Annotated in this window: 28 protein-coding genes and 1 pseudogene; 10 read left to right on the top strand and 19 right to left on the bottom strand. The window is 74.5% G+C overall.

The annotated features are described in order from the left end of the window. Positions 1-127, top strand: a pseudogene (locus tag ACI78V_RS15230) (IS481 family transposase); the annotation flags it as partial. Here the strand turns inward: ACI78V_RS15230 and ACI78V_RS15225 are convergent. Genes ACI78V_RS15225 through ACI78V_RS15215 form a run of 3 tightly spaced genes read right to left on the bottom strand, consistent with a single transcriptional unit; the run spans position 124 to position 2,677 of the window. Continuing rightward, positions 124-873, bottom strand: a complete 750-nt coding sequence (locus ACI78V_RS15225; RefSeq protein WP_456852156.1) for an ABC transporter permease — start codon at positions 871-873, stop codon at positions 124-126. The pseudogene ACI78V_RS15230 and the gene ACI78V_RS15225 overlap by 4 nt on opposite strands. 29 nt (positions 874-902) lie before the next feature. After that, on the bottom strand, positions 903-1,805 hold the full coding sequence (locus ACI78V_RS15220) for an ABC transporter ATP-binding protein (RefSeq protein ID WP_456852154.1): 903 nt from the start codon (positions 1,803-1,805) through the stop codon (positions 903-905). A gap of 59 nt (positions 1,806-1,864) precedes the next feature. Further along, positions 1,865-2,677: a formate/nitrite transporter family protein gene (locus ACI78V_RS15215; RefSeq protein ID WP_456852152.1), complete on the bottom strand. Its 813-nt coding sequence runs from the start codon at positions 2,675-2,677 to the stop codon at positions 1,865-1,867. Positions 2,678-2,779: 102 nt separating this feature from the next. Between ACI78V_RS15215 and ACI78V_RS15210 the strand changes: the two genes are divergently transcribed. Continuing rightward, on the top strand, positions 2,780-3,478 hold the full coding sequence (locus ACI78V_RS15210; protein ID WP_456852150.1) for a monooxygenase: 699 nt from the start codon (positions 2,780-2,782) through the stop codon (positions 3,476-3,478). A 6-nt stretch (positions 3,479-3,484) separates the two neighbouring features. On the opposite strand, the gene ACI78V_RS15205 is transcribed toward ACI78V_RS15210, so the two are convergent. The 3 genes from ACI78V_RS15205 to ACI78V_RS15195 form a co-directional block, all read right to left on the bottom strand. Beyond that, entirely contained in the window at positions 3,485-4,000 is a 516-nt protein-coding gene (locus ACI78V_RS15205) for an N-acetyltransferase family protein (RefSeq protein WP_456852148.1), read from the bottom strand. 161 nt (positions 4,001-4,161) lie between these two features. Further along, the gene (locus ACI78V_RS15200) at positions 4,162-4,884 is read right to left on the bottom strand and encodes an FAD-binding oxidoreductase (RefSeq protein ID WP_456852146.1); all 723 of its coding nucleotides are present in this window, start codon (positions 4,882-4,884) and stop codon (positions 4,162-4,164) included. Continuing rightward, positions 4,877-5,485: a sulfite oxidase-like oxidoreductase gene (locus tag ACI78V_RS15195; RefSeq protein WP_456852144.1), complete on the bottom strand. Its 609-nt coding sequence runs from the start codon at positions 5,483-5,485 to the stop codon at positions 4,877-4,879. Before ACI78V_RS15195 ends, ACI78V_RS15200 begins: the two co-directional genes overlap by 8 nt. Positions 5,486-5,640: 155 nt before the next feature. Between ACI78V_RS15195 and ACI78V_RS15190 the strand changes: the two genes are divergently transcribed. From ACI78V_RS15190 to ACI78V_RS15180, 3 genes are read left to right on the top strand one after another with little or no spacing between them, the layout of a single operon-like run. After that, positions 5,641-6,345, top strand: a complete 705-nt coding sequence (locus tag ACI78V_RS15190) for a succinate dehydrogenase cytochrome b subunit (RefSeq protein ID WP_456852143.1) — start codon at positions 5,641-5,643, stop codon at positions 6,343-6,345. Positions 6,346-6,359: 14 nt separating this feature from the next. Continuing rightward, the gene (locus tag ACI78V_RS15185) at positions 6,360-8,306 is read left to right on the top strand and encodes a fumarate reductase/succinate dehydrogenase flavoprotein subunit (protein ID WP_456852141.1); all 1,947 of its coding nucleotides are present in this window, start codon (positions 6,360-6,362) and stop codon (positions 8,304-8,306) included. Further along, the gene (locus ACI78V_RS15180; protein WP_456852139.1) at positions 8,303-9,127 is read left to right on the top strand and encodes a succinate dehydrogenase/fumarate reductase iron-sulfur subunit; all 825 of its coding nucleotides are present in this window, start codon (positions 8,303-8,305) and stop codon (positions 9,125-9,127) included. Before ACI78V_RS15185 ends, ACI78V_RS15180 begins: the two co-directional genes overlap by 4 nt. Before the next feature lie 169 nt (positions 9,128-9,296). Here the strand turns inward: ACI78V_RS15180 and ACI78V_RS15175 are convergent, their stop codons facing one another. Beyond that, positions 9,297-10,076 (bottom strand): PIG-L family deacetylase, encoded by a 780-nt coding sequence (locus tag ACI78V_RS15175; RefSeq protein ID WP_456852137.1) that lies wholly within the window; start codon positions 10,074-10,076, stop codon positions 9,297-9,299. Between the two features lie 159 nt (positions 10,077-10,235). On the opposite strand from ACI78V_RS15175, the gene ACI78V_RS15170 reads away from it, so the two are divergent. After that, the gene (locus ACI78V_RS15170) at positions 10,236-11,114 is read left to right on the top strand and encodes an acetoacetate decarboxylase family protein (RefSeq protein ID WP_456852135.1); all 879 of its coding nucleotides are present in this window, start codon (positions 10,236-10,238) and stop codon (positions 11,112-11,114) included. A 112-nt stretch (positions 11,115-11,226) separates the two neighbouring features. Here the strand turns inward: ACI78V_RS15170 and ACI78V_RS15165 are convergent, their stop codons facing one another. Continuing rightward, positions 11,227-11,901 carry a hypothetical protein gene (locus tag ACI78V_RS15165; protein WP_456852133.1) on the bottom strand — a complete coding sequence of 225 codons (675 nt, stop codon included), beginning with the start codon at positions 11,899-11,901 and terminating at the stop codon, positions 11,227-11,229. 181 nt (positions 11,902-12,082) lie between these two features. On the opposite strand from ACI78V_RS15165, the gene ACI78V_RS15160 reads away from it, so the two are divergent. Then, positions 12,083-13,297, top strand: coding sequence for a multidrug effflux MFS transporter (locus ACI78V_RS15160; protein ID WP_456852132.1), 1,215 nt, complete (start codon positions 12,083-12,085; stop codon positions 13,295-13,297). A gap of 28 nt (positions 13,298-13,325) precedes the next feature. Here ACI78V_RS15160 and ACI78V_RS15155 read toward each other — a convergent pair whose 3' ends face one another. From ACI78V_RS15155 to ACI78V_RS15125, 7 genes are all read right to left on the bottom strand, one after another. Beyond that, positions 13,326-14,129: a DivIVA domain-containing protein gene (locus ACI78V_RS15155; RefSeq protein ID WP_456852130.1), complete on the bottom strand. Its 804-nt coding sequence runs from the start codon at positions 14,127-14,129 to the stop codon at positions 13,326-13,328. Next, a complete protein-coding gene (locus ACI78V_RS15150; RefSeq protein WP_456852128.1) occupies positions 14,126-15,265 on the bottom strand; it encodes a globin domain-containing protein in 1,140 nt (379 codons plus the stop codon). The genes ACI78V_RS15155 and ACI78V_RS15150 overlap by 4 nt, the downstream gene beginning before the upstream one ends. 386 nt (positions 15,266-15,651) lie before the next feature. Next, positions 15,652-16,053: a nuclear transport factor 2 family protein gene (locus ACI78V_RS15145; RefSeq protein ID WP_456852126.1), complete on the bottom strand. Its 402-nt coding sequence runs from the start codon at positions 16,051-16,053 to the stop codon at positions 15,652-15,654. 121 nt (positions 16,054-16,174) lie between these two features. Beyond that, entirely contained in the window at positions 16,175-16,510 is a 336-nt protein-coding gene (locus ACI78V_RS15140; protein ID WP_456852124.1) for a PspC domain-containing protein, read from the bottom strand. A 96-nt stretch (positions 16,511-16,606) separates the two neighbouring features. After that, entirely contained in the window at positions 16,607-17,002 is a 396-nt protein-coding gene (locus ACI78V_RS15135) for a hypothetical protein (RefSeq protein ID WP_456852122.1), read from the bottom strand. 237 nt (positions 17,003-17,239) lie between these two features. Then, positions 17,240-18,316 (bottom strand): 2Fe-2S iron-sulfur cluster-binding protein, encoded by a 1,077-nt coding sequence (locus tag ACI78V_RS15130; RefSeq protein ID WP_456852120.1) that lies wholly within the window; start codon positions 18,314-18,316, stop codon positions 17,240-17,242. 1 nt (position 18,317) lies between these two features. Continuing rightward, positions 18,318-19,562: a cytochrome P450 gene (locus ACI78V_RS15125; protein ID WP_456852119.1), complete on the bottom strand. Its 1,245-nt coding sequence runs from the start codon at positions 19,560-19,562 to the stop codon at positions 18,318-18,320. Positions 19,563-19,712: 150 nt separating this feature from the next. Here ACI78V_RS15125 and ACI78V_RS15120 point away from each other — a divergent pair, with 150 nt between their 5' ends. Then, positions 19,713-20,648, top strand: a complete 936-nt coding sequence (locus ACI78V_RS15120; protein WP_456852117.1) for an AraC family transcriptional regulator — start codon at positions 19,713-19,715, stop codon at positions 20,646-20,648. 150 nt (positions 20,649-20,798) lie between these two features. Next, entirely contained in the window at positions 20,799-22,265 is a 1,467-nt protein-coding gene (locus ACI78V_RS15115; RefSeq protein WP_456852115.1) for a protein adenylyltransferase SelO, read from the top strand. 124 nt (positions 22,266-22,389) lie between these two features. Here the strand turns inward: ACI78V_RS15115 and ACI78V_RS15110 are convergent, their stop codons facing one another. The 4 genes from ACI78V_RS15110 to ACI78V_RS15095 form a co-directional block, all read right to left on the bottom strand. Next, on the bottom strand, positions 22,390-23,202 hold the full coding sequence (locus ACI78V_RS15110) for an SRPBCC family protein (protein WP_456852113.1): 813 nt from the start codon (positions 23,200-23,202) through the stop codon (positions 22,390-22,392). 110 nt (positions 23,203-23,312) lie between these two features. Next, positions 23,313-23,606: a hypothetical protein gene (locus ACI78V_RS15105; RefSeq protein ID WP_456852111.1), complete on the bottom strand. Its 294-nt coding sequence runs from the start codon at positions 23,604-23,606 to the stop codon at positions 23,313-23,315. A gap of 97 nt (positions 23,607-23,703) precedes the next feature. Further along, positions 23,704-25,302 carry a carboxylesterase/lipase family protein gene (locus ACI78V_RS15100; RefSeq protein ID WP_456852109.1) on the bottom strand — a complete coding sequence of 533 codons (1,599 nt, stop codon included), beginning with the start codon at positions 25,300-25,302 and terminating at the stop codon, positions 23,704-23,706. A gap of 240 nt (positions 25,303-25,542) precedes the next feature. After that, positions 25,543-26,049, bottom strand: a complete 507-nt coding sequence (locus ACI78V_RS15095; RefSeq protein ID WP_456852107.1) for a SixA phosphatase family protein — start codon at positions 26,047-26,049, stop codon at positions 25,543-25,545. 118 nt (positions 26,050-26,167) lie between these two features. Here ACI78V_RS15095 and ACI78V_RS15090 point away from each other — a divergent pair, with 118 nt between their 5' ends. Beyond that, complete coding sequence (locus ACI78V_RS15090; RefSeq protein ID WP_456852105.1) at positions 26,168-26,725, top strand: hypothetical protein; 558 nt, start codon at positions 26,168-26,170, stop codon at positions 26,723-26,725. Positions 26,726-26,859: the final 134 nt, after the last annotated feature.

Below are 26,859 nucleotides of genomic sequence, written 5' to 3'. Positions count from 1 at the left end.
AGACGCCGCCCGCACCAAGGCGTTGCGCCGGTGGCTGCACCTCTACAACCATCACCGCACCCACACCGCACTCGGCGGTCTTCCGCCGGCCAGCCGCGTGCCCAACCTGTCGGAGCAGAACAGCTAGACGTCGCGGCGCTCCAGCAGCACCGCGCCGATCGCCCACGCCCCCAACGCCCACGCACCGCAGACGACCAGGCCCACCGGCCAGGCGGTGGGGACGGCGAGGAACGCGTCCTCCCCCACCCGCAGCGCCGGCAGGCCCTGGGACACCCGCGAGGCCAGCTCCCCGCCGGCCAGCGCCAGGACCGGCGGCAGCACGGACACCAGGGCCACCCCGAGCCCGACGCCGCCGGCCGTCGAGCGCAGCACCGCCCCGAGGCCGACCGCGAGCACGGTGACGAGGACGGCGGAGGCGACCTGCAGCCCCAGCCCGCGCAGCACTCCGGGGTCCCCCAGCGGCACCCCGCCCGGGACGGCGGTCAGCGTGCGCGCGGCCAGCCAGCAGACCAGGGCCAGCACCGCCGTGAGCAGCGCCGCCCAGCCCGCGACGACGACGGTCTTGGCCACCAGCAGCCGGGTCCGCCGCGGGACGGCGGTGAGCGACACCAGCGCCGACCCGGTCGCGAACTCGGCCGAGACCGCCAGCACGCCGAGGACCACCAGCACCAGCTGGCCGAAGCCGAAGCCGGTCATCGCCACGCCCACCGCGAGGTCGGGGCGCACCGACGTCGGGGTGCTCGCCGCGGCCAGCCAGCCGAACGCGGCCACGACGACCAGGTACACGAATGTGCACCACCAGGTGGAGCGGACCGACCGCAGCTTGGTCCACTCGCTGCGCAGCACCGCCCGCGCCGGCACCCCGGTCCGCACACGCCCCACCCGTGGGCTCGCGTGCTCGCTCACCGGGCACCGGCCCGGTACTCGACGTCCTCACCGGTGAGCTCGAGGTAGGCCGCCTCCAGGGAGAGGACCACCCGGGTGAGCTCGTGCACCCGGACCCGCGCGGCGAAGGCGACGTCCCCGACCCGGGCGGGGTCGACTCCCTCCACCCGCAGCGCGCCGTCGAGCTCCAACGTGACGTGCGCGCCGGCATCGCGCAGTGCCGCCGACAGCAGCGGCGCCTCCGGGCTGCGCACCCGGACGGCGGCGTGCGCGCCGAGCAGGTCCGCGATCGAGACGTCGGCCAGCAGCCGGCCGCGGCCGAGGACGACGAGGTGGTCCGCGGTGTCCTCCATCTCGCTCATCAGGTGGCTGGAGACCAGCACCGTGCGGCCCTCCGCGGCCAGCGACCGCAGCAGCTGGCGCACCCAGCGGATGCCCTCCGGGTCCAGGCCGTTGACCGGCTCGTCGAGCAGCAGCACCTCCGGGTCACCGAGCAGCGCCGCGGCGATGCCCAGGCGCTGGCCCATGCCGAGGGAGAAACCACGCACCCGTTCGTGGGCCACGCTGCCGAGCCCGACCAGCTCCACCACCTCGTCGACCCGCCGCATCGGCAGCGCGTTGCTCTGCGCGAGCACCGCCAGGTGCTGGTGGGCGGTGCGCCCCGGGTGGCGGGCACGGGGGTCGACGAGCGCGCCGACCCGCCGCATCGGGTGGTCCAGCTGCCGGTAGGGGACGCCGAGCACGGTCGCGGACCCGGCGGTCGGGCGGGTCAGCCCCAGCACGCAGCGCATGGTCGTCGTCTTCCCCGACCCGTTGGGGCCCAGGAAGCCGGTGACCCGGCCGGGCCGGATCCTGACGGTGAGATCGTCGACGGCGACCCGGTCGCGGTACTGCTTGGTCAGGCCGTCGAGCTCGATCACGTGCGACAGCATGGCGAGCCGGACGGCGCCCGCGCGGGAGGCTCGGCGGGGTGGCGTCCTCAGGCCCCGGCCTGGGCCCGTTCCCGCTGGATCAGCTCCTTGCTGCGCACCAGCCGCAGGAAGGTGACCACGACCAGACCGCCGACCACGTTGAGCAGCGTCGTGTACCAGAACCAGGCCAGCCAGTTGCCGTAGCCGTAGGGGGCTCCGGCGTGGATGGCGCCGAAGAGGATCAGCGAGTCCAGGATCGAGTGGAACAGCACCAGGCCGGCGAGGAGGAACGCCCCGGCGACGGAGGCTGCGAGCTTGCCGGCCTCGGAGTCGGCGCCGTGCTGCATGCGGGTCATCAGCGTGATGAAGGCGCCGGCCAGCAGCGCCAGGCAGACCGCGGTCAGGTCCAGCGGCGCCTCGACGAAGGTGCGCCCCGACTCGATCGCCGTGGCACCGAGCCCGGGGAGGGCGTGCACCACCAGCCACATGACCAGCCACCCGCCCACCAGGTTGGCGACGAGCGTGCCGGCCCACAGCTTGCCCAGCTGTGCCACACCGGCCCGGCCGGCGACCACGGCGGTGACCGGCACGAGGAAGCCCTCGGTGAACAGCTCGCTCTTGGCGAGCATGAGCGCGATGAACCCGATGCTGAACGCGAGGCCGGCCAGCAGGTGGCTGCCGGTCTCGGCGTAGACGGCCAGCAGCGCCACCACCCCCGTGGCCACCTCCAACCCGCCGGCCAGGCCGGTGGTCAGGACCTCCCGCCAGGAGCGGTGCAGCCGCTGGGCTCCCTCGTCGACGATCCGGTCGAAGGCCTGGACCACCTGGTCCTCGGCCGGGGCGTCGGTCTCGCCCAGCTGCTCACGCACCGACTGCGCCACGCCGCTCTCCTCGCGTCCACCCTCGCCCCGGGTCTGCGGGCGGCAGGCGGGCCGTACCCCGCACCCGCGCAGCCGCACACGTGCGTCGGGGAGGATCGCCCCGTGACGACCAGACGCCTGGCGACGCTGCACGTGTGGGGGGTCCCCGGCCGGGCCGTGCCGGCGGCGCTGCTGCGGATGGCCGCCGACCGCCGCCCGCTGCGCCGGGCGCCCGGCCTGCGGTTCGCCAAGCTGCTGGGCACCGGGAGCGGGCGCACCTTCACCGTCCGGGACGCCGACCCGCGCCGCTGGGCGCTGCTGGCGGTGTGGGACGACGCCCGAGCCGCCACCGCCTTCGACGACGGCCCGGTCGTCGCCCGGTGGCGGCGGATCGCCGACGAGCAGTGGACCGCCCGGTTGCGGCCGCTGGCGGCCCGGGGCCGGTGGTCGGGCCAGGAGCCGTTCGGGCGGCCGTGGCCGCAGCGGTGGGACGGCCCGGTGGCCGCGGTCACCCGCGCCCGGCTCACCCCCGGCAAGGCGCTGACCTTCTGGCGGGCGGTGCCCCCGGTGTCGGCCGACCTGCACGAGAGCCCGGGCCTGCGGTTCGCGCTGGGCATCGGCGAGGCGCCCCTGGGGCTGCAGGGCACCGTCAGCGTCTGGGACTCGACCTCGGCGCTGAACGCCTTCGCCTACGACCGCGCCCCGCACGCCGCCGTCGTCCGGCGCACGGCGCAGGAGGGCTGGTACGCCGAGGAGCTCTTCGCCCGCTTCGGGCTGCTGTCGGCCGAGGGGACGGTCGGCGGCCGCGACCCGCTGGCCTGAGGCGGCTCAGAGCCGGCAGGTCAGGTGGATCTCGTCCCGGTCGTCCCCCGGCGCCACCCGGATCGCCCCGGGCATCCGGCCGAACTCCTGGTAGCCGAGCCCCTTGTAGAAGGCCTCGATGCCGGTGCCGCCGCGCACGGTGAGGTGCAGGAACTCCAGGCCGCGCGCCCGGGCGATGTCGTGCACACCGGTCATGAGCACCCGCCCCAGTCCGTGGCCCTGCCGGCTCGGGTGCACCTGCACCCGCAGCACGGTGGCCCAGTGCGAGCGCAAGGGGCTCAGCGACAGCGACAGCACGGCGAACCCCGCGACCTCGCCGTCCACCCGGAGCAGGGCGACGACCTCCCGGCCCTGGTGCACCCGGCCGATGACCGCGTCGAGGACCGGCGCGACCTCCTCGGCCGTCACCGGGGGCACGAAGCCGACGGCGCCCCCGGCGTTGCTCACATCGGTCCAGCAGGAGAGCAGCCGGGCGCGGAGCTCCTCGTCGACGGCGGCGATCGGGGAGACCTCGGAGTGCATGACGACGATTCTCCCGCTGCGGCACGGGTCGCCCCTGCGCGGGTGCGGCGCCACGGTGCCGCGACCTCCCCGGCCCGGGTCGCGCGCCCGGCGGCGGACCCCACGCCGCACTCCCCGGCCGGTTGCCCACGCCGCCGGCCGTGCACGGGCGGGGTCCTCGCTCAGCCGCTGGGGCCGAACCGCTCCACCCGGATGTCGGGAGCCGGCATGCCCATGTCCACCAGCAGCTGGCTGGCCGCCTCCGCGAAGGACGCCGACCCGCACACGTAGGCGGTCTGCCCGGGTTCCCACAGCGGGACCAGGTCGGCGGCGGTCAGCCGGCCGGCGGGCCGGATGCCGTGCGCCTCCCGGCTGGTCGCCACCAGCGCGCCGGCGTCGACCAGCTCCTCGGCGTAGGGCAGGGCAGCCAGGGTGCGGGTCGCGGCGGCCACCCGCAGCAGGTCGGTGCGGCCCCGCGCCCGGGCGGTGCGCAGCATCGCGACGAACGGCACCACGCCGGTGCCGCCGCCGACCAGGAGTGCGGGGCTCTCGCCCTCCCACACGAACCAGCCGCCGATCGGGCCGCGGACCTCCAGCTCGTCGCCGGGCTCCACGACGTCGGCCAGGAAGGTGGAGACCTCGCCGTCCTCGAGCCGCTCGACGAACAGCTCCACCAGCGGGTCCCCGGGTGCCGAGGCGACCGAGTACGACCGCTGCGCGGTGTAGCCGTCGGGCGCGGTCAGCCGGACGACGTAGTGCTGGCCGGGCACGTGGTCGATCCGGTCGTGGACGTCGAGCCGCAGCCGGACCGAGCGCGGGAGGGGGTGGTCGACCTCCACGACCCTCGCCGTCCGCCACCCGCCGGAGGGTGCGCCGGGCAGCCCCGCCCCGAGGAGCTCAGTCACCCTGGTACCGCTGCTCGCGCCAGGGGTCGCCGCGGTCGTGGTAGCCGTTCTGCTCCCAGAAGCCCGGCTGGTCCCGCTGCATGAGGGTGAGCCGGCTGATCCACTTCGCGCTCTTCCAGAAGTACAGGTGCGGCACGAGCAACCGCACCGGCCCCCCGTGCTCGACCGGCAGCGGGCCGCCGTCGTACTCCCAGACCACCCAGGCCCTGCCGCCGGTGACGTCCTCCAGCGGCAGGTTGGTGGTGTAGCCGGTCTTGGACGTCGCCATGACGAAGTGCGCGTCGGACGTCGGCCGTGCCGCCTCGAGCAGGGTGTCGACGCTGACGCCGGCGAACCAGGTGTCGAACTTCGACCACGTCGTGACGCAGTGGATGGCCCCGCGGTACTCCGACCGCGGCAACCGGTGCGCCTCGTCCCAGCTCCAGGTCGTCGGCGTCTCGACCCGCCCGTCGACGGTGATGCTCCACGTCTCGGGGGAGATCCGCGGCGTCGGCTCGGCGGTCAGGACCGGCCACTCACGGCCGGCGTCGTACTGGCCGGGTGGGAGGCGGGCGTCACGTTCACGGCGGCGGCCGAGGAAGCCGCGGGTGGGTCCAGGCACGGGGTGCTCCTCCCCGACGGGGTGCCGCACAACCCTCCTCGGGGCCGCCGGCGCTGGCACCCTAGCGGGATCTCCCGGTTAGGCAACCCTTACGAGAGCTGTGTCACCACGCGTTAACTTGGCCGTCAAGACGGCAACGACCTAGCGTTGGCTCCGTGGTGACGGTGACAGACTCGGCCCAGCGCAGGACCCCCAAGGCCGCGAAGACCAGCTCGGTCTTCAAGAAGGTGGTGATGGCGGTCAGCGGCATCATCCTGGTGCTGTACCTGGTCGCCCACATGATCGGGAACCTCAAGGCCTTCGCCGGCCGCGAGTCGTTCAACCACTACTCCGAGTGGATCCGGACCATCGGTGAACCCGCGGTCCCGGCGCAGACCACGCTCTGGATCATCCGCGTCGTCCTGCTCGCCGCCGTCGTGGCCCACATCTGGGCGGCCGTCGCACTCTGGCGCCAGGCCAAGCGGGCCCGGCCGCACGGCTACGTCACCAAGAAGGCCGTGGCCCAGAGCTACGCCTCGCGCACCATGCGCTGGGGCGGCGTGATCATCTTCTTCTTCGTGATCTACCACATCCTCGACCTCACCGTCGGGGCGGTGAACCCGGACGGCACCGGCACCACGCCCTACGACCGACTGGTCGCCGGCTTCTCCAACCCCTTCGTCACCGCCTTCTACGTCATCGCCCTGCTCCTCCTGGGCATGCACCTGCGACACGGCATCTGGAGCGCCACCCAGACGCTCGGCCAGAGCAACCGTCGGCGCGAGCGGACGGTCAACGCCTTCGCGATCGCCTTCGCGTCGCTGCTGACGCTCGGCTTCCTGCTCGTGCCGTTCTCCGTCCTGTTCAACATCATCGACTGAGGAGCTCCTCCGCGATGCCTCTCGACCTCTTCACCGTCGGCGACCCGATCGCCGACACCAAGGCACCCATGGACGTGCCGATCGGCGAGCGCTGGAGCACCCGCCGCTTCCGCGGTCGTCTGGTCAACCCGGCCAACCGCCGCAAGATGACGATCATCGTCGTCGGCACCGGCCTGGCCGGTGGCTCGGCCGCCGCCACGCTCGGCGAGGCCGGCTACAAGGTCAAGTCCTTCTGGTACCAGGACAGCCCGCGCCGCGCGCACAGCGTCGCCGCGCAGGGCGGCATCAACGCCGCCAAGAACTACCGCAACGACGGCGACAGCGTGCACCGGCTGTTCTACGACACCGTCAAGGGCGGCGACTTCCGCGCCCGCGAGAACAACGTCCACCGCCTCGCCGAGGTGAGCGTCAACATCATCGACCAGGCGGTGGCCCAGGGCGTGCCGTTCGCCCGCGAGTACGGCGGCCTGCTCGACAACCGCTCCTTCGGTGGCACCCAGGTGTCGCGGACGTTCTACGCCCGCGGCCAGACGGGCCAGCAGCTGCTCTACGGCGCCTACCAGGCGCTGGAGCGGCAGATCGCGGCCGGCAGCGTCGAGCAGTACGCGCGCACCGAGATGCTCGACCTGATCGTCGTCGACGGCCGGGCCCGGGGCATCGTCGCCCGCGACCTGGTCACCGGCGAGATCAGCACGCACTTCGCCGACGCGGTCGTGCTCGCCAGCGGCGGCTACGGCAACGTCTTCTACCTGTCGACCAACGCCAAGGGCTCCAACGCGACGGCGATCTGGCGGGCGCACAAGCGGGGCGCGTACTTCGCCAACCCCTGCTACACGCAGATCCACCCGACCTGCATCCCGGTCAAGGGCGACTACCAGTCCAAGCTCACGCTGATGAGCGAGTCGCTGCGCAACGACGGCCGCGTGTGGGTGCCCAAGGAGCGCGGCGACACCCGCGACCCGCGGGACATCCCCGAGGGCGAGCGCGACTACTACCTCGAGCGGATCTACCCCGCGTTCGGCAACCTGGTCCCCCGCGACATCGCCTCGCGGCAGGCCAAGAACGTCTGTGACGAGGGCCGCGGTGTGGGCCCCGGCGGGCTGGGCGTCTACCTCGACTTCGCCGAGGCCATCCAGCGGATGGGCCGCCCGGCGGTCGAGGCCAAGTACGGGAACCTCTTCGACATGTACGCCCAGATCACGGGCGAGAACCCGTACGAGACGCCGATGCGGATCTACCCGGCCGTCCACTACACGATGGGTGGCCTGTGGGTCGACTACGACCTGCAGTCGACGATCCCCGGCATGTTCGTGATCGGTGAGGCCAACTTCTCCGACCACGGCGCCAACCGGCTCGGCGCGAGCGCCCTCATGCAGGGCCTGGCCGACGGCTACTTCGTCCTGCCCTCGACGATCACCGAGTACCTCGCCGACGGCCCGTTCGAGAAGGTCGACGACAGCCACCCGGCCGCGGCCGAGGCGCTGCAGGGGGTGCAGGCCCAGGTGCAGAAGCTGCTCAGCATCAACGGCACCCGCACCCCCGCCTCGTTCCACCGGGAGCTGGGCCGGCTCATGTGGGACCTGTGCGGCATGGAGCGCTCCGAGGAGAGCCTGCGCAAGGCCCTCGACAGGATCCCCGAGATCCGCCAGGAGTTCTGGACCAACCTCAAGGTGACCGGGACCGAGGGCGCGTTCAACCAGACCCTGGAGCACGCCGGGCGGGTCGCCGACTTCATCGAGCTCGCCGAGCTGATGTGCATCGACGCCCTCCACCGCAACGAGAGCTGCGGCGGCCACTTCCGGGCCGAGAGCCAGACCCCCGAGGGTGAGGCGCTGCGCGACGACGAGAACTTCGCCTACGTCGCCGCGTGGGAGTGGACGCCGGAAGGCGCTCCGCCGGTCCTGCACCGCGAAGCCCTCGAGTACGAGTACGTCCACCTCGCCCAGCGGAGCTACAAGTGACAGTCACCCACGAGGGCGCGCACTCGACGGTCGGCGCGACCGACGCGACCGGCCACAAGCGCGGCATGACCCTGAAGCTGCGCATCTGGCGGCAGAACGGCCCGCGCGACAAGGGCCGGATGGTGACCTACGAGGTCGCCGACATCTCCCCGGACATGTCGTTCCTGGAGATGCTGGACGTGCTCAACGAGCAGCTGATCCAGTCCGGGGACGACCCGGTGGCCTTCGACCACGACTGCCGCGAGGGCATCTGCGGCATGTGCGGCGTCATGATCAACGGCATGGCGCACGGCCCGCAGCAGACCACCACGTGCCAGCTGCACATGCGGTCGTTCAAGGACGGCGACACGATCGACATCGAGCCGTGGCGGGCCACCCCGTTCCCGGTCATCAAGGACCTCGCCGTCGACCGGCGGGCCTTCGACCGGATCATCCAGGCCGGCGGGTACATCAGCGTCCCGACCGGCACCGCCCCGGAGGCCCACTCCGTGCCGGTGCCGAAGAAGGACGCCGACGCCGCGTTCGACGCCGCCACCTGCATCGGGTGCGGCGCGTGCGTGGCGGCCTGCCCGAACGCCTCGTCGATGCTGTTCACCGCCGCCAAGGTCACCCACCTCGGGCTGCTGCCGCAGGGGCAGCCCGAGCGCAACGACCGCGTGGTGAACATGGTCGCCCAGCAGGACCGCGAGGGCTTCGGCGGCTGCACGAACATCGGTGAGTGCTCGGCCTCCTGCCCCAAGGGCATCTCGATGGAGACGATCTCCCGGCTCAACCACGACCTGCTCGGCGCCCTGCGCGCCGGGGCCCGACCGAAGAGCTGAGCGACACCCGCGTCCTCGCGGGGTGGGCCCCGGGTCGGGGCGGGCTGCAGCGGGCGGGGATCCCTCCGGGGTCCCCGCCCGCTGGCGTCCTCCCCCGGCCGGCGGTCGCGCGACGGCACCACCGCCGTCCAGGGGTACCTGCGCCGGCGCCCGCCGCGGAGCGGACGCCTCAGCCGGCGTGCTCCTCCCTCGCGTAGCTGCGGTCACCCCACCAGGCCCACTCCTCCATGTTGGGCGCGATCCCCATCAGGTCGTCGGTCGCCCAGCCGTGCAGCCGGAACGGGAACCACTTGATGTCCAGGGCGTACCCGGCGAGGTTCGGCGGGCGGTTCCGGGTGTCGTAGGAGACCCACCACAGCCGGTTGAGGCCCGCGGCGGCGGCGAAGTCGCGCACCGCCTCACCGGTGGCCCAGTGGTCGGGGTGGTCGCCGGGGCTGGCACCGCGGTCGTGGTCGGGTGCGTTGACCCACGGGCGCACCGTCGTCCCGCGCTGGGCGGTGACGATCGCGCGGATGGTGGCGACCACGTCGCCCCACCCGGTGTAGGTGGTGGAGCCGTCCACCGCCGGCAGGGAGCCGATCACCCCGTTGCGCAGCTTGGTCAGGGACCGGTTCCCCGTGGCGGGGAAGCCGTTGCCGTCGAGCCCACCGTCGGGCAGGCGGAGGGCGTACACGACCCAGGTGGGAGCGGTGTGCCGCTGCACCCGGTGACCGTTGACCGTGACCCGCGCGGAGGTCACCGGCCCCGGGGTGAGCGTCCCGGCCATGGCCTCCAGGCAGGCGGTCTCCCGCGTCTCCCACCAGCCGTCGGTGCGCCCGGCGTCCCCGGCGGTCAGCAGCACCTGCACCGTCTTGACCTCCGGTGTGTGCAGGTCGGTGAACAACCCCTCGCCGCGGAACAGGAGGGCGTCGTCGGCGTGGGCACTGACGTAGAAGACGGTGTCGGGCACGGGCGGCCTCCTCGCCGGGCTCGGCCGCCCCGGGTCCGGCGGCCACTCGCGGTGAGCCTGCCCGTGCCCTGGGCGACACGCCCAGGGACGACACGCACCACCCCTGGACGGCGGGCCGGCCGGCGGTGAGCCTGGGACCGGCCGGCCGAGGGAGGCACCGTGCGAGACCGCGACCCGGATGCGTGGGCGGACCCGACGCCGCAGGGGCGCGCGGGCGGCCGGTCGCTGACGCTGCCCCTGCGCTATCCCCGCAACGCCTGCTTCGCCGCGGTGCACCCCGCCTCCTACCGGGCCGTCGCCGCCGCGCTCCCCGGGGACGCGCTGCGTCCGGTGCGGTGGGCCGACGGGCGGGCGCTGCTGTCGGTGGCCGCCTTCCGGTACCCGGTCGTGTTGACCAGCGACTCCCCGGAGGGCCGGCTCGCGCCGTACGGGGAGGTCGCGGTCGCCGTCGTGGTCACCCGCGGACCGGCGCCCCCGCTGCTCCCGCTGGCGCGCCGGCGGCTGGCGCTGTTCGTGCTGCACCTGCCGGTCACGACCGCCGAGGCCCGGGACGCCGGGGCGGCGCTGTGGGGGTTCCCGAAGTTCGTGGCCGACATGGACTTCACCGAGGAGCGGCCCGTCCGCCGGGTCACCGTGGCCGAGGGCGGGACGACGGTGCTCGAGCTCGCCGTCCGCGGCCGCGGGCCGGCGCTCCCCGACCGGCGTCCGGCGGTCATGTACACGACGCTGGACGGCGAGCTGCTGGAGACGGTGGTGCCCATGGCCGGGCGGATGCGGGTCGGCGCCGGCCGGCACGCCGGCGCGCTGCGGCTGGGCGACCACCCGGTCGCCGACTCCCTCCGCGCGCTCGACGTCTCGCCGCGTCCCCTCGCGGTGTTCGACTTCCTCGAGCACCGCAGCCTGCTACCGGCCGGCCGGCCGGTGGGGCGGGCTCCGGCGTACACCGGGTACCGCGGCGGGGAGCGGGTCTCCGGCCGGTGCACCGTCCGCCACCCGCACACCGCGCCGCTGGACCTCTCCGCGTCCGCGCCAGCGTGAGTCGTGGACGACGGAGCGACGGCGGGCTGGACACCCGCCCGGTGCTCGTCGCCACCCACCGGGAGGAGCCGGTGGTCCCCGTCATGCGGTCGACCCTGCGGTCCCGGGTCGATCACCTGCTCTGCAGGGCGTCGAGCGCGACGGCCATCGCGGCGGCGACCCGGAAGTCCAGCCGGGAGTCGGGGACGGTCACCAGGTAGCGGTCGCGGATGGACTTCTGCCGCTCGCTGACCATGACGGTGGCACCGGTGGCGGTGTCGACGAAGTCGAAGTGGAAGACGAACGGCACCCACACGTCGCCGACGTAGGGGATCACGTCCCACACCCGGCGCAGGACCGCGATGCTCATCCGCCGCTCCCGCCCGACCGCCTGGATGCCGGGGGCCCACAGCTTCCAGGTGGAGCGCAGCAGGCTGGCGCCGAACTGCTTGCTGAAGCTGCCCAGCGACCGGCCGTGCTCGTCGAACACGTCGTGCTCGGCGTGGACGTCGAGCCGCTGCCGGGCCTTGAAGGAGAACACCGGGCGGCTCCGGCTCTCGTCGGAGAAGAAGACGACCTCCTCCCGGAGCTTCATCCGCTTCTGCTCGGCGAAGGCCAGCAACTGCCCCTCGGAGCCGTCCGGGTTGGCCGCGACCACCTCGTAGCGGTTGACCATCACCGTGATCCGCTGCTTGACGAAGAACTGGGGCACGACCATCGCGGCCGGCGGCTGGGCGCCGGAGGGCGTGACTCCTGGGGGCATCGACACGGGGCTCTCCTCGCAGACGGCGGCGCTGGTGGCGGCCATCGTCGCGCACCGGGAGGCCCGACACGCCGACGTCGGCAGCGGTGGAATGAACGGCGGGCGGACCGACTTGGCAGCCGACGTACGTGGCCGACGAGGGCCTCATCCGCAAACGTCCGAGCCGGGGGCCCCTGTGACCGCGACCACCACCACACGACCAGCCGCCGCGCCGGCCGCCCCGCCCGTGAGCGGACGGCGGCAGGCGCTGTTCACGCTGGTCCTCGGGGCGTTCGTCGCCGTCGGGCCGCTGACCATCGACATGTACCTGCCGGCGCTGCCGACGATCACATCCGACCTCGGGACGACGTCGGCGACGATCCAGCTGACGCTCACCGGCACCCTCGTCGGCCTGGCGCTCGGGCAGCTGGTGCTCGGACCGCTGTCGGACGCGCTGGGACGGCGGCGGCCGCTGCTGGCCGGCACCGCCCTCTACGTGCTGGCCTCGCTGCTGGTGCTGGTGGCCCCGAACGTCGCCGTCCTGGGGGGGCTGCGGGTGCTGCAGGGCGTGGGCAGCGCCGCCGGGGCGGTCATCGCGATGGCCGTCGTCCGCGACCTGCTCACCGGCCGGGCCGCGGCCACGATGCTCTCCCGGCTGTTCCTGGTCCTGGGTGCCGCCCCGGTGCTGGCTCCGACGATCGGCGGCGAGGTCCTGCGGTTCACCTCGTGGCGCGGGATCTTCGTGCTGCTCGCGGTCTACGGCCTGCTGCTCCTGGCCGTCGGCACGGTCGTGCTGCGGGAGACGCTGCCGGCCGAGCGGCGCAGCAGCGACGGCGTGCGTGGCACGCTGCGCACCTACCGGGGTCTGCTGCGCGACCGCACCTACGTCGGCCTGGTGCTGGTGGCCGGGCTGACGATGGCCGGGCTGTTCAGCTACGTGTCCGGGTCCTCGTTCGTCTTCCAGCGCGAGTTCGGCCTCGACGAGCAGCAGTTCGGGTTGCTCTTCGGCGCGGGGGCGTTCTGGCTCATCGCGGCCACCCAGCTCAACCCGATCGCGCTGCGCCGCTGGTCGTCGGCCCAGATCCTGGTCGCGGGCGTCGTGGCCGGGACCGTCGCCGGCGCCGCCCTGCTCGTGCTGGCCGCCACCGGCACCGGCGGGCTCCTCGGCGTGGTCGTGCCGCTGTGGGCGGTCCTGTTCGCCGGTGGCCTCGCACTGCCCAACGCGCCCGCGCTCGCGCTGGCCCGCCACGGCGAGGCGGCCGGGTCGGCGGCGGCCCTCCTGGGCGCCGTCCAGTTCGGCGTCGGCGCCTCGGTGGCCCCGCTCGTGGGCGTGCTGGGCAACGACGCCGTCGCGATGGGCACGGTCATCGTGGGGGCGCTGCTGGTGGCGATCGCCGTGCTGGTCACCGTCGTCCGTCCGTGGCAGCTGACCGAGCCCGAGGACGCCGTCCCGGCCGCGTGAGCGGCACCGTCCGCGGGCGCCCGGACGCTCAGGTGCGGCGGCCGGTGACCTCGGCGCTCCCGCCCGTGCCGACCGCGGGCTGCTCGCTGGTGCTGTCGTCCAGCGGCACCTCGCGGGCGACGTTCGTCGGGACCGGCGGGCCCGCCGTGACCGCGGGCCGCTCGGCCGGCGTCCGCAGCGGCAGCTGCTGCAGGGACGCCGGGTCGGCCCGGCCCCACTCGGTCTCGACGTCGGTGAGCAGCGCCTCCAGGTAGGAGCGCAACTGCACCCGGCAGGCCTGCGCGAAGGCCTTGAGGTAGGCGACCTGCTCCTCGAGGTCCTGGGTGGTGGTGGTCCGCTCGCCGCCGTCCTCGGTCGCCGGTGCCGGCTGGCCACCGGCGACCATCCGCGCCGCGGCCTCCTGGGCCGCCTGGATGATCGCGCCGGCGTTCTCCCGCGCCCGGCGCACCTGCTCCTCGTACTGGGCGCGGGCGTCGGTGGTCATCTGCCGGCTGAAGTCCTCGGCCTCGGCCACGTAGCTGTCCGCCGTCTGCTGGGCGGTGGCGAGGATGCGCACCGCCTGCTCGCTCGGCGGCTCGACCGCGGTCGCGCTCGCGAGCTGGTCGTGCAGGGCATGCACCTGGGCCTCCAGGTCGTGCACGTGGTCGCGCAGGTCGGCGTTCTCCGCGTGCAGGTGGGCCAGCTCCCCGGCCATGCGGACGAGGAAGCGGTCGACCTCCGCGTCGTTGTAGCCCGGGTGCAGCATCGGCGCCCGGGAGAAGCGCACGTTCTGGACGTCGGCCGGGGTGAGGCGCCGTTCGGCGGCCCCGGGCCCGTACTCGTCGGTGGTCATTCGGTCACCTCTCCGTCAAGACTGGGTCCCAGCCGGCTGGGGGCGAACACCTCGCTGCGGATGCGCTCTCGCCGCACCCCGTGCTGGAGGAGCCGGGTCGTCGTGTCGTCGACCATGGCGGCCGGCCCCGCGACGTAGACGTCCCGGCTGGCCCACGGGCCGTGCCGCAGCACGACGTCGCCCACGTCGCCCTGCTCCAGCGTGGACTCCTTGTCCTCGGAGACGGCGAGGGTGACCGTCAACCAGGGGTGTTCCGCGTCCAGGCGCTCGAGGTCGGCCCGGTCGTAGAGCTGCCACTCGGCGCGCGCCCCGACGTAGAGGTCGACGCGGCGCGGCGGGCCGTGGCGGGCGACCTGGTCGACGACGGCCTTGAGCGGCGCCAGGCCCGTGCCCCCGGCCACCAGCAGCAGGTCGCGGTCGGACTCCTCGTCGAAGGCGATGTGCCCCATCGGGGGGCCGAGGTGCAGCACGTCGCCCACCCCGACGCGACGCACGAGGGCGGTGCTGACCGGGCCGCCGTCGCGGGCCTTGACGTGCAGCTCCATGAGCCCGTCGGGGCGCGGGGCGTTGGCCGGGGAGTAGTAGCGCCACAGCTTGGGCCGGGCGTCGGACTCCAGCGAGATCGACTGGCCGGCGCGGTAGGGGAACTCCGACTGCGGCCGCACCCGCAGGACGGCGACGTCGATGGTGCGGCGCTCGTGCTCGACCACCTCGGCGTCCCACCACGCGGGCTGGTCCGCGGCCGCGTCGGCGGCCTCGATCATGACCTTCGCGATCAGCTCGTAGGCCGCCGTCCAGTCCTGCGCGAGCCGGGGGCTCCACCCGGGGTCGAAGTGCTGCAGCGTCGCGAGCAGGCTGGCGCCGACGGCCGGGTAGTGCTCGGCGACCGTCCCGAACTTGCGGTGGTCGCGGCCGAGTTCCTGGAGGATCGGCACGAGCGCGTCGAGGTCGTCGACCCGCGCCATCACCTCGCCCAGGGCCTGGAACAGCCGGTCGCGCTGGTGCGCCATCGAGACGGGGAACAGCCGTCGCGTCTCGGGGTGGGTCAGGAACAGGTGTGAGTAGAAGTACAGGGGGGCGTCGTCGCCGGCCGCGGCGGCCTTGGCGAAGCTGGCCCGCATCGCGGGGATGTCCATGCGCGCTTCCTCGGGAGGGGGTGCCGGGGCCGGTCAGCCGGCCGCGGCCGGTCCGGGTGCCGCGCCCGTGGCCGCCGGGCCCACGGCGCACCTCCGCTGGCCACGTTCGTGGATGGACATCAGCACCTCCGCTCCCCCGTGCTGGTCGGTTCTCCCTGCGGCGTCCGCCCGGGCCCCTCTCCCGGCCTCCTCGCCGCCCTGCTCGTCGTCGGCGACCGCCGCCCCGCCCGTGTCCGGGGCACCGTTGTTCTACGAGCGGTGAGGGGTCTGTGGCTACTGGCAACCGTAGCGAGGCCCCGACCGGACCGCGATTCGCGACGATCACCGCACGCGCCGCAGCGGCGTGGTCCCGCAGGACCACGCCGCCGTGCGCGGCCGGGAGCGCCTCAGCCGGCCTGGACCTCCCGGGGCGGCGCGGTCCGCCAGGGGGCGCGCCACTCCGGCGCCGGCCAGCCCTCGGTCACGTAGATCGACTCCCGGCGCACCAGCTCCCCGTCGAACTCGAAGACGTCGACGGCGTACTGCCACGGTCCGCCGTCGTAGCGGACGCGGAGCTCGGCGACCCAGACGTCCCCCGCGCCGCGGATGCGGTCCAGCTCGTACTCGACCTGCGCGGGGTACTCCCGGCGCCAGGGCAGGAAGTGGTCCACGCCCTCGAACCGCTCCCCCGACTGCGGGAACTCGAGGACGGCGTCCGGGCGGTAGATGCGGCTCGCACCCTCCTCGTCGCCGGCCCCGCTGGAGGCCAGATAGTGCTCCAGCACCGCCCGCACGGCTTCCTCGGTCATGGCGCCTCCGACGCTCCTCGATGCCGGCGCTCCGTGTGTACGGGAGAGGCTGCCACCGGCGTCGTCCGCTGTCGCCGGGGCCGGGCGCGGGCGCCCGGTGCCGGGCGCCCGGCCGTCGCGGTCAGCTCCGCGGGGCCGCCGTGCGGCTGGTCAGCGCGTCGTGGAGGCGCTGGGCGAGCTGGTCGAGCGGGCCGGGCACCTGACCGGCCGGGAGCGGACCGGCCGGCATGAGCACCCACAGCAGCAGGTAGACGAGGACGCCGGCGCCACCGGCGAGGGTCACCAGGACGAACGCGGCCCGCCACAGCACCGCGTCGATGCCGGTGTACTCGGCCAGGCCGCCGCTGACGCCGCCGACCATCCGGTCGGTGCCGCTGCGGCGGAGCGTGCGGGCGGGCGGCTGGCTCCAGGACGGGGAGTCGACCGGGGGCGGGGTGGGGGGAACGGCTGATGTCATGGCACGAGCCTCGCGGGCGCGGGTGCGGTGGACCATCGGGGAACGCCCGGATCCGCCCCTGGTTCCCGGCCTCGGGGGGATCCCTGCCGCTCGCGCTCAGAGGCTGAGCAGGTGGCCGATCGTGCCGACGACGACCCCGACCACCAGCAGGACGACGGCGCTCGTGCGGTCGAAGGCGTTGCCCAGCAGCGGGTCCACGAGAGCGGCCCGGTCCGCGCGCCGACGGTCGGTCGCCGGCCCCGACGTCGGCACCAGCGCGGTGGTCGTCCCCGGCGGGCCCACCACGGCGGTCGTCCCCGGCGGGCCCACCACGGCGGTCGGCGAGGGCGGCCCCGCTCCGGTCGCCGGTCCCGGCTCGGCGTCGCGCCAGCGGCGGAGTGCGGCGCCGGCCCGCCGCCCCTCCGCGACCAGGATCGCGAGCGCGGCCAGCTGAGCGAGGACGGCCACCGAGTAGCAGACGACGGTCAACGCGGTGCGCGCGGTCTCGCTCATGCCGGGGAGCGTGCCCGAAGAGCCGGGTCGCGGGGCCGTCGTCCGCCGCGGAGCCGGCGCGCGGCGCGGAACGCGCAGCTCGTCCGGTGGTCCCCGGCCGGGAGGAGACGCTCGGCGGCGGGTCCGCCAGTCGCCCGGCGGGCACCTGCCGGCCTCGCGGGTCGTCCCCGGACGCCCGATCCCCCGGGGACGGCGGCCGCGGCGCCGTTCGCGCGCCGGCGACCGCCGTCCCGGGTGTCAGTCCGCCGCCGGCGCGTCCGCCCCCAGCGCGTCGGCCGGGGTGAACTTCTCCCGGTGGATCGAGCGGGGGGCCATGCGGCGCCGCTTGAACGCCTTGACGCCGGCCTCCACCATCGCCGGCGGCCCGCACAGCCACCCCGACCAGCCGCGCGCGCTCGGGACGTCCTCGAGGAAGGCGTCGGTCGGGAAGCCGGTCCGGTGGCCGGAGCCGCCGTCCGCCTCGTCGGAGAGCACCGGCACGAACCGGAAGCCGGGGTGGGCGGCCGCGAGCTCGGTGAGCCGGTCGACGTCGTAGAGGTCCTCGGCGGCGCGGACGCCGTGGTACAGCACGACCTCCCGCTCTGGGGCGCGCTGCAGCACCGTCCGGACGATCCCGACGAACGGCGCCAGGCCGGTCCCGCCGGCGATGCACACCATGGGTCCGCCCTCGTCGTCGGCCGCCTCGGGGAGGTGGAAGTCCCCGAGCGGGCCGGTCAGCTCCACCCTGTCCCCCACCTGCACCGACCCGAACAGCCAGGCGTCACTGGCCACCCCGCCCGGCACGCGCCGGACGTGCAGCTCGAGCACCTTGTCCTCCTCGGGGCTGTTCGCCAGCGAGTACTGGCGGCGCACGCCACTGCCGGGGACCACCAGCTCCACGTACTGGCCGGCGGAGAACGCCAGCGGCTCGTCCAGGCCGAGCAGCACGCGACGGGTGTCGCGGGCGACGTCCTCCACCTCCCGGACGGTCGCGACGAGGTCCCGCAGGACGTGGGTGCTGCGCACGTCGCCGGAGGCGGCCGACGGCGTGCTGACGACGGCGTCCCCGCACGGCGTGGCCTGGCAGGCCAGCGCCAGGCCGGCCCGCCGCTCGGCGTCGGTGAGGGTGTCCGACGGCGAGTCGCGGTGGTCGACCTCGCCCTGCAGGACCTGGAGCTTGCAGGTGCCGCAGGTGCCCTGGTTGCAGGAGTTGGGCATCCACACGCCCGCGCGGAGGAAGGCGTCGAGCAACGACTGGCCGGGCGCGCACCCGACCCGCCGGTCGCCGACGGTGAGCGACCACGCCGGGCTGGCCGTCATCTCGGTCGTGGTCATCTCAGACCTCCCAGGTGACGTGCAGGCTCGTCGGCCCCCGGAAGCCCCAGCCCCAGAACTCGACGCCCTCGCCGGTGTCCCGCTCCAGGACGGGGATGGACTCGAACAGCTCCTCGAGGCCGATCCGCATGACGTGGTTGGCGAAGTAGATGCCGGCGCAGGCGTGGCTCCCGGCGCCGAAGGCCAGGTGCGGCAGCGGCGGACGGTGCAGGTCGTAGGCGGTCGGCGCCTCGTACACGCCCGTGTCGTGGTTGGCCGACCCGTAGGACAGGATCACCGGGGTGCCGGCCGGGAGGTCGACGCCGGCGACGGTGACCGGCCTGGTCGAGATGCGGGCGGTGGCCGACCAGATCGGCGAGGTCCACCGCATGCCCTCGGAGACCGCGCGCGGGATCAGGGTCGGGTCGTCGACGACCTCCTCCATCTGCTCGGGCCGGCTGAACAGCCCCACCAGGGTGGAGGCCATGCCGTGGCCCGGCTCCTGCATCGCGCCGAGCAGGTACACGTAGATCGTCGGGTAGATGTACTCGCGGTCGCGGGTCCGGCCGGGCGGCATGCCGTCGTGCAGCCAGTGCGAGATGGCGCTGTCGTCGGGCTCCTCGATCCACCGGTCGATCAGCGGGTCGACCGTCGCGCGGATCTCCGCCTTGGCGGCGTCCCCCTCGGCGAAGCCCTCGGGGTTGGCGAACTCGCCGTTCTCGTCGAGCGCGGCGTTGGTGAACGACCGGTTCAGCTTGTGGAACCAGTCGCGGAGCGTGTCCGACGGCACGTCCCCGAGGCCGAGCAGGTCGCCGAGGGCGCGCACGCTGACCGGCTCGCAGTACTGCGAGACCAGCTCGGCGCGACCGTCGTTCTCGAACTGCTCGAGGAAGCCGCGGGCGATCGGCCGCACCAGGTCCTCGACCCAGCGGTCGACCTCCACCGGCTGCAGGCCGGGCTCGACCATGGAGCGCAGGTCGGCGTGCACGTCGCCGTTGACGCCGATGATGGCCGGGTGGCCGAAGGTCCGGCCGCCGGCCGGGGTGATGACGCCCTCGAAGTCCGGGCTGGTCGCGACCTCGCGGCACACCGCGGCGGTCGAGGCGACGTAGGAGCCGAGCACCGGCACGTAGGCCAGCGGCGCCTCGGCGCGCAGCCGCTCGTAGACGGGGTACGGGTTGCGCTCGAGCTGGGTCATGGTGACCTCGTCCAGCCAGGACAGGTCGCGCTGCTCCGTCGCGGCGGCGGGCTGTTCGGTGATCGTCATCAGGTCCCCTCGGTCTCGTCTGCTCCACGGGCGGCCGTGGTTGACGGGGAAAGGTAGGGAGCGCGGTGGTGAGCTGCGACACAGGAAGCGCGGTCCCGGCACCGATCGCGCGACGACTGTGTGACGCGCGTCGCAGGTAACGTCAGGGGCATGTCCGGACGGCGGCGCCCCGGGCCCTCCGACTGGGGCCAGGCCTCCCGCGTCGTCGCCGAGGCCTACTTCCCGCACGAGCTGCGCCTGGTCGGCGGCGCCTCGCAGCCGCGGCTCACCCTCCGCACGCTGGACCTCGGGCCCGTGCTGATCGGGCACGTGGGCTGGGGTGCCGACGTCGCGGTCGAGTGCGACTACCCCGGCGCCTACGAGGTCAACATGCCCCTGACCGGGCACCTGGAGAGCCGGGGGCGGCACAGTCCGGTCACGTCGGTGCCGGGCCAGGCGACGGTGTTCCGGGCCGACACCCCGTCGCTGATCAGCCACTGGGACGCGACGTGCACCGTCCTCGGGGTCAAGTTCGACGGCGCGTGGCTCGAACGGGAGGCCGAGCGGGTCCTGGGCGCCGACCGCGCCACGATGCGGGTGACCCTGCCCGACCAGCTCGACCTCGGTTCCGGCCAGGGGCTGGCGTGGCGGCAGCTCGTCACCGGGCTCTCGGCTCACCTGCGCGCCCCTGACCTGTTCGGGGACAGCAACCTGGTGCGCGACCAGCTGGCCGGGGCACTGGCGGCGGGTTTCCTGCTCACCGGCTGCCCGCCCGGCAGCCGGGGCGCGGCCCAGCCCCGCACCGTGAAGCGGGTGGTGGACTCCCTGCGCGAGGACCCCGCCCGCCCGTGGACCGCCGGGGAGATGGCCGCGCTGGCCGGCACCAGCGTCCGGCGGCTGCAGGAGGGCTTCCGTCAGTGGCTGGACTGCACGCCGACCGAGTACCTGGTCGACGTCCGGCTGCGGCGGGCCCACGCCGACCTGCTGGCGGAGCGGACGCTCAGCGTCAGCGACGTCGCCGCCCGCTGGGGGTTCTCCAGCGCGAGCCGGTTCGCCGCGGCCTACCGCAGGAAGTACGGGCGCTCCCCCTCCGAGGCGCGCCGCTGAGGCCTGCGGGCCGCCCCGGTGATGTGCGCCGACGGGGCGTCCCCGGTGCCGACTGCGCCGCGACCGCACCTCGCCGGTCCGATGCCCCGCCCGGCGACGGTCCCTGCCGTGGCCGGGCCGGGTGCCCGCGTCCGACGTACCGTCGACGGGGTGAGCATCGCCCCGCTGCCGACGGTCCGCCTCGACGGCCGCTTCGCCCGCGAGTTCCCCGAGATGGCCGTCCCGTGGGAGGCCGACGAGGCGCGGGACCCGCGGCTGCTGGTTCTCAACGACGCGCTGGCCGCCGAGCTCGGCTTCGACCCGAGCTGGCTGCGCAGCGCCGAGGGCGTGCGGTTCCTGGTCGGCAACCACGTGCCCGACGGCGCGACACCGGTGGCCCAGGCCTACGCCGGGCACCAGTTCGGCGGGTTCAACCCGCGCCTGGGCGACGGCCGCGCGCTCCTGCTCGGGGAGCTGGTCGACGCCGAGGGGCGCCTCCGGGACCTCCACCTCAAGGGCTCCGGCCGCACGCCCTTCGCCCGGGGAGGCGCCGACGGCCTGGCCGTGGTCGGCCCGATGCTGCGGGAGTACGTCGTCAGCGAGGCGATGCAGGCGCTCGGCGTCCCCACCACCCGGTCCCTCGCCGTGGTGGCGACCGGCCGCCCGGTGCGTCGCGAGTCCGTGCTGCCGGGCGCCGTCCTCGCCCGGATCGCGAGCAGCCACCTGCGGGTGGGGAGCTTCCAGTACGCCCGCGCCACGGGCGACGTCGACCTGCTGCGCCGACTCGCCGACTCCGCGATCAGCCGCCACCACCCCGTCGCCGCGGGCGCCGAGCAGCCCTACCGGGCCCTGTTCGAGGCGGTCGTCGCCGCCCAGGCGTCGCTGGTGGCGCAGTGGATGCTGCTGGGCTTCATCCACGGGGTCATGAACACCGACAACATGACGATCTCCGGCGAGACGATCGACTACGGGCCGTGCGCCTTCATGGAGGCGTTCGATCCGGCCACCGTCTACAGCTCCATCGACCACGGCGGGCGCTACGCCTACGGCAACCAGCCGCTCGCCGCCGAGTGGAACCTGGCCCGGTTCGCCGAGGCGCTGCTCCCCCTGCTCGCCGACGAGCAGGAGCAGGCGGTCGCGGTCGCGACGGAGGCCCTCGGCACGTTCCGGCCCGGGTACGACGCCGCGTGGTCGGCCGGCATGCGGGCCAAGCTCGGCCTGCCCGAGGGTGTGGACGACGACGTCGCCGTCGCGCTGGTCGACGACCTGCTCCCCCTGCTGCAGCGCGACCACGTCGACCACACGTCGTTCCACCGGCGGCTCGGTGCGGCCGCCCGCGGTGACGCCGAGCCCGTGCGCCTGCTGTTCCTCGACCTCCCCGGCATCGACGGCTGGCTGGAGCGCTGGCGCGCCCTCGGTGCGGACGCCGCGGCGATGGACCGGGTCAACCCGCTCTACATCCCGCGCAACCACCTGGTCGAGGAGGCTCTGGAGGCCGCGACCGCCGGCGACCTGGCGCCGCTCGAGCGACTCGTCGACGCGGTGCGCCGGCCCTACGAGGAGCGCCCCGGCCTCGAACGCTACGCCGCCCCCGCCCCCCAGGACTTCGGGGTCTACCGCACCTTCTGCGGGACCTGATCCCGGCCGACGGCGGTCCCCGCACCACGCTCCCGCTCCAGGGAGGAGCCGGCCCGGCGCGCGGGACCCGCGGGCTCGTGGCCGTCACCGGGCGGTGGCCCCGAGCCCGCGGGTCCCGCCGCGGTCAGCGGCTGCCACCCCCGATCATCGGGTCGTCGTCGGTACCCGTCACGCCGCTCTCCACGCCCTCCGTCGAGGACCGGGCGGTGTACCCCTCGGGCTCGGACTCCTCGACCAGGACCTGGGTCCGCACGGCGTCCGGCGGGGGCTGCGGGACGTCGGCGACCTCCTGCGGCCGGCCCACCTCCTCCGGCTGCTCGGCGCCCTGGCCGCCCTTCGACGTGGCTGCGGCGACGCCCGCCGCCGCGGCACCGGCGACCGCCGCCGCGCCGGCGATGACGCCCTTCGCCGAGAGTCCTGCCTTGCCGCTGTCCCCCTCGGAGCCGTAGGCGGCACCCACCCCGGGCGTGCCGACGTCGACGTGCTCGTTCACCGAGCCCCGCCACGCACCACTGGCGTAGCCCTGGTCCTCGACCAGGGCCTTGAACCGCTCCAGGTCGCTCCTGACCTGGCGTTCCACGATGCCGAGCTTGTCGCCCACCTGCTCCACGACGCCCTCGGGCTCGTACTCCAGCTCCAGGTACACGATCGTCGAGCTCGCACCGGCGGGTTCGAAGCGGACCGCCCCCGCGTTCGTCGCCCCGCTGGTCGCGGCCCAGGCGACCTTCTGGTCCGGGACCTGCTCCAGGATCGACGCCTCCCACTCGCGCCGCACACCAGCGATCTCGGCGACCCAGTGCAGGCGCTGGTCGTCGAGCTGGCGCACCTCCTTGACGCCCCCCATGAAGTGGGGGAAGTCCTCGAACTGGGTCCACTGGTTGTAGGCCGTGGTCACCGGTACGTCGACCTGGATCGACTTCTCGACCTTGGTGGTCATCGCGCGCACTCCCTCGTCACAGGATCCCGCCGGACATCGCGGTACCGGCGCTACCCGCGACACGGGTGGATGACGCACGTCACACCCGCCGTCCGGGTGGCAGGCCTCGATCAGCTGTCGAACTCCGGACCGCCGAAGCCGTAGGGCGGCTGCTCGGACGGCTGGCCGGGGAGTTGCCGCACGCCGAAGGCGACGACCTGGTCGACGCGGATCATCCGCCACGCATCGACCAGCAGCCACGGGCGCTCGGACTCCCGCACCTTCGCGATCCCCTCGCTCACCCACCGGGTGACCTCGCGGGGGTCCTGCTGCTCCAGGTGGTAGACGCGACTGAACGTCGTGGTCGGCGCCCAGGCCACCGTGTAGTCGATCGACACCCACATGCCGTCGTCACTGCTGGTCACGGCCGCACGCTAGCCGGACCGGGCGCCACCGGCTCGTCGAGGGCGACCGTGGAAGGGGCCCAGGAGGCCGGCGGTGCGGGGCGAGCCCGCGCAGCCCTCACGCGGGTGGCCGGGGCACCGAGTCCCAGAACGCGCACTGGTGCTCCTCGGCGACGGCGGCGTCGGAGAGGACGGTGCTCCGCCCGCCCGGCCGGAGCGACAGCACGCCCTGCCCCGCGTCGTACCGCGGCCACGCCGCCGCCTCGGGGACCGCGGGGTCGCCGTGCCGCACGAAGGCCCCCCAGTACTCCTTCATCTCGTCGGCCAGCTGCTGCTCCTCGGCGTCGAACGTCGGGGCGATCGGGGTGCCGTTGTCGAAGCTGGGCCACAGGTAGGCCAGCTCGGCGGCGTGCCCGGCCCCCCACTCGTAGCCGGGGACCGGTCGCAGGCCCGGCCCGGTGCGGGCGGCGAACTCGTACGCCCAGGTCGGCACGTGCCGGGCGAGGTCGCGGACGAGCGCCCGGTTGGGGCAGCCACCGATGCCGGCGGCGAGGCCGGCGTCGGTCCAGACCGCGCCGGAGACGTAGGCGCCGGTGAACTCGTCGGCGTCGGCCGGCCACGGGTAGCGGGACAGGACGGCGTCGGCCGAGTCGCCGAAGGTCTCACCGACCCAGGCCTCGTACTGCTCGCGGGTCCAGCCGATGCTCCCGACCGTGAAGGTGCGGCCCTCGTCGAGGTTGGCCCCGACGACCACCGGGACGCGCTCGAAGTCACCGCTGCCCACCGCGACGCGCGGGTCCGGTGGGAGGAACGGCGTGCCGCGGACCGGCGGGACGAAGGGCACCGGGGCATCGACGAGCGCACCCACCGGCGTGCCGCGGAGGCAGGCCACCGCTGTCGCGCGGTCGGGACACCCCACAGCGGCCGCGATGTCCTCACCGGCGGCGTCCGCCTGCTCCTGCGTGCGGGTCGGGCACGAGCCGCTCTGGATCATCGCTGCGGCGAACAGGCCCCGGGAGCCCGGGGCGACCAGGTGCGTGCAGACCGAGAAGCCGCCGGCCGACTCCCCGCCGATCGTCACCCGTGCGGCGTTCCCCCCGAAGGAGGCGATGTTCTCCTGCACCCAGCGCAGCGCCGCCTGCTGGTCCATCAACCCGTAGTTGCCGGACCCGCCCTGCTCGGCGGTCAGTGCGGGGTGCCCCAGGAAGCCGAGAGCACCGAGCCGGTAGTTCATCGTCACGCCGACGACCCCGGTCGCCGCGACGAGCTGCGTCATGTCGTGCTGGTCGGAACTGCCGTTCTGGAAGCCGCCGCCGTGGATGAAGACGTAGACCGGCAGGCGGTCCCCGGCCGTGGTGCCGGCGGGACGTTGCACGTTGACGAACAGGCAGTCCTCGGTCTCCGAGCGCGGGCCGTTCGTGCTCTCGGCCGCCGGGCAGCGGTGGCCGTACTCGTCGGCCGGCCGGACGCCGTCCCACGACGCCGCCGGCTGCGGCGGACTCCACCGCAGGTCCCCGACCGGCGGGGCGGCGTACGGGATGCCGAGGAAGCTGTCCACGCCCTCGGCCTGGCGGCCGCGCACGGCGCCCTGGTCGGTGTCGACGACGGGCTCCCCGGCCGACTGCGGAACGGCCAGGACCGCCGGCGCGGGCACGCAGATCACGATGCCGGCCACCACGGCGGCCGACGCGCCCAGCAGGTGACGGTGACGGGACATCTCATCCCCCTCGTACGTCGATGAGTACGGCGCGGAGACACCCGGCGGCCCGGGCGCGCGGGCCCGGGCCGCACGACCGCGGGAGAGCGAGGGACCGCGGCCGGTGGGACGACGGGTCCACTCCCGTTCGGGAGGCTGGGAACGGGGTCCCCATGGTGCCGCAGGACGGCGACCGACGACACCCGTCCGGACCCGCCGCCCGAGGAGTCCGCTCGGCCGTGGCCTCGGCGGTGCGACGGGTCAGTCGCCGGGGCGGGTGAAGTCGCTCAGCGTCGCCGTGCCCGGTGCGATGGCCGCGAACGGCACGGCGAGGTCGAACACCGCGACCCCGCCGGCCGGGAACCCGGCCTGCGCCTCGCGGCGGGCCACCGGACTGCCCTGACCGTCGTCCAGGAGTCCCACCAGCTGCCCCACCGACGGGTTGTGGCCGACCACGGCCAGGGTCCGGACGTCGTCGGGCACCTCCCGGACCGCCGTCAGCAGCGCCTCGACGGTGTTGTCGTGGACCCGCGGGTCGACGTCCGGGCGCACCTCCGGTGCCAGGACGCCGCCCGCCTGCTCCCAGGTCTGCACAGCCCGGCGGGCGGGGGACACCAGCACGGCGTCGGGCACCAGCCCGGCCCGTTCCAGCCAGGCGCCGAGCGCCGCAGCCTGCCGCAGGCCGTGCGCGGTCAGTGGCCGCTCGCTGTCGACCGGCGCGGAGCCGGCCTGGGCGTGGCGGATCAGCAGGAGCCGGTGCGGCGACACCCGCCGAGTCTGGCACCTGCCCGCGTGAGCCCGCGGTCCGTCGGCACTCCCGCGTCGTGGGTCGCGGGCGACCAGCGAGGATCGGACCGCCCGCAACCCACGAGAGGACACCACCAGCATGGCGACCAACCCCCGGATCGGACCCGTCGAGCGGGCCACCCACCGGACGTGGGACGAGTGGCTGCGGTTCATGGACGACATCGGCGCGGAGGACCTCGACCACAGGGCGATCGCCCTCGAGGTCCACCGGGAGCTCGACGGCACCGTCGAGCAGTGCGCCTGGTGGGCCCAGTCCGTGACGGTGGCCTACGAGCAGCACATCGGCCGGCGGGTCCCCGGGCAGCGGTCGGACGGGACCTTCCAGACCAGCGTGAGCCGGTCGACGTCGTTCGGCAGGGACGAGCTCATGGAACGGTGGCAGGCGTTCGCCGCCGAGGACGAGACCGTGCGGGGCGTCGTCGTCGACGACGCCCCGCGGGTCAGCGGCACCGACCGGCGCACCACCTGGCGGACGAAGGCCCGGGACGGCTCCTCGGTCATCGTGACCAGCGAGCCGAAGAGGAACGGGACCGCGTCCATCGTGGTCAACCAGGTCGGTCTGCAGACGACCGAGCTGCACGAGGAGGCCCGGCAGCGGTGGACGTCCGTCGTCACCCGCTTCCTGGACAGCTGCTGACACCCGGGCTCGGGACGACCGCGGGCCTCCGCGTGGCCGAGTCGCACCCCTGGGGCGGTAGCGTGGTCCCGAGCGCCGGGCCGGTCCCGCGTTCCTCGTGCGTCTCCCCGGTGGCGTACCCGAGCACCGGCCCC

The organism is Geodermatophilus sp. SYSU D00742, assembly GCF_054049935.1.
The sequence above is the reverse complement of the archived record's forward strand: the minus strand, read 5'-3'. Positions and strand labels throughout refer to the sequence as shown.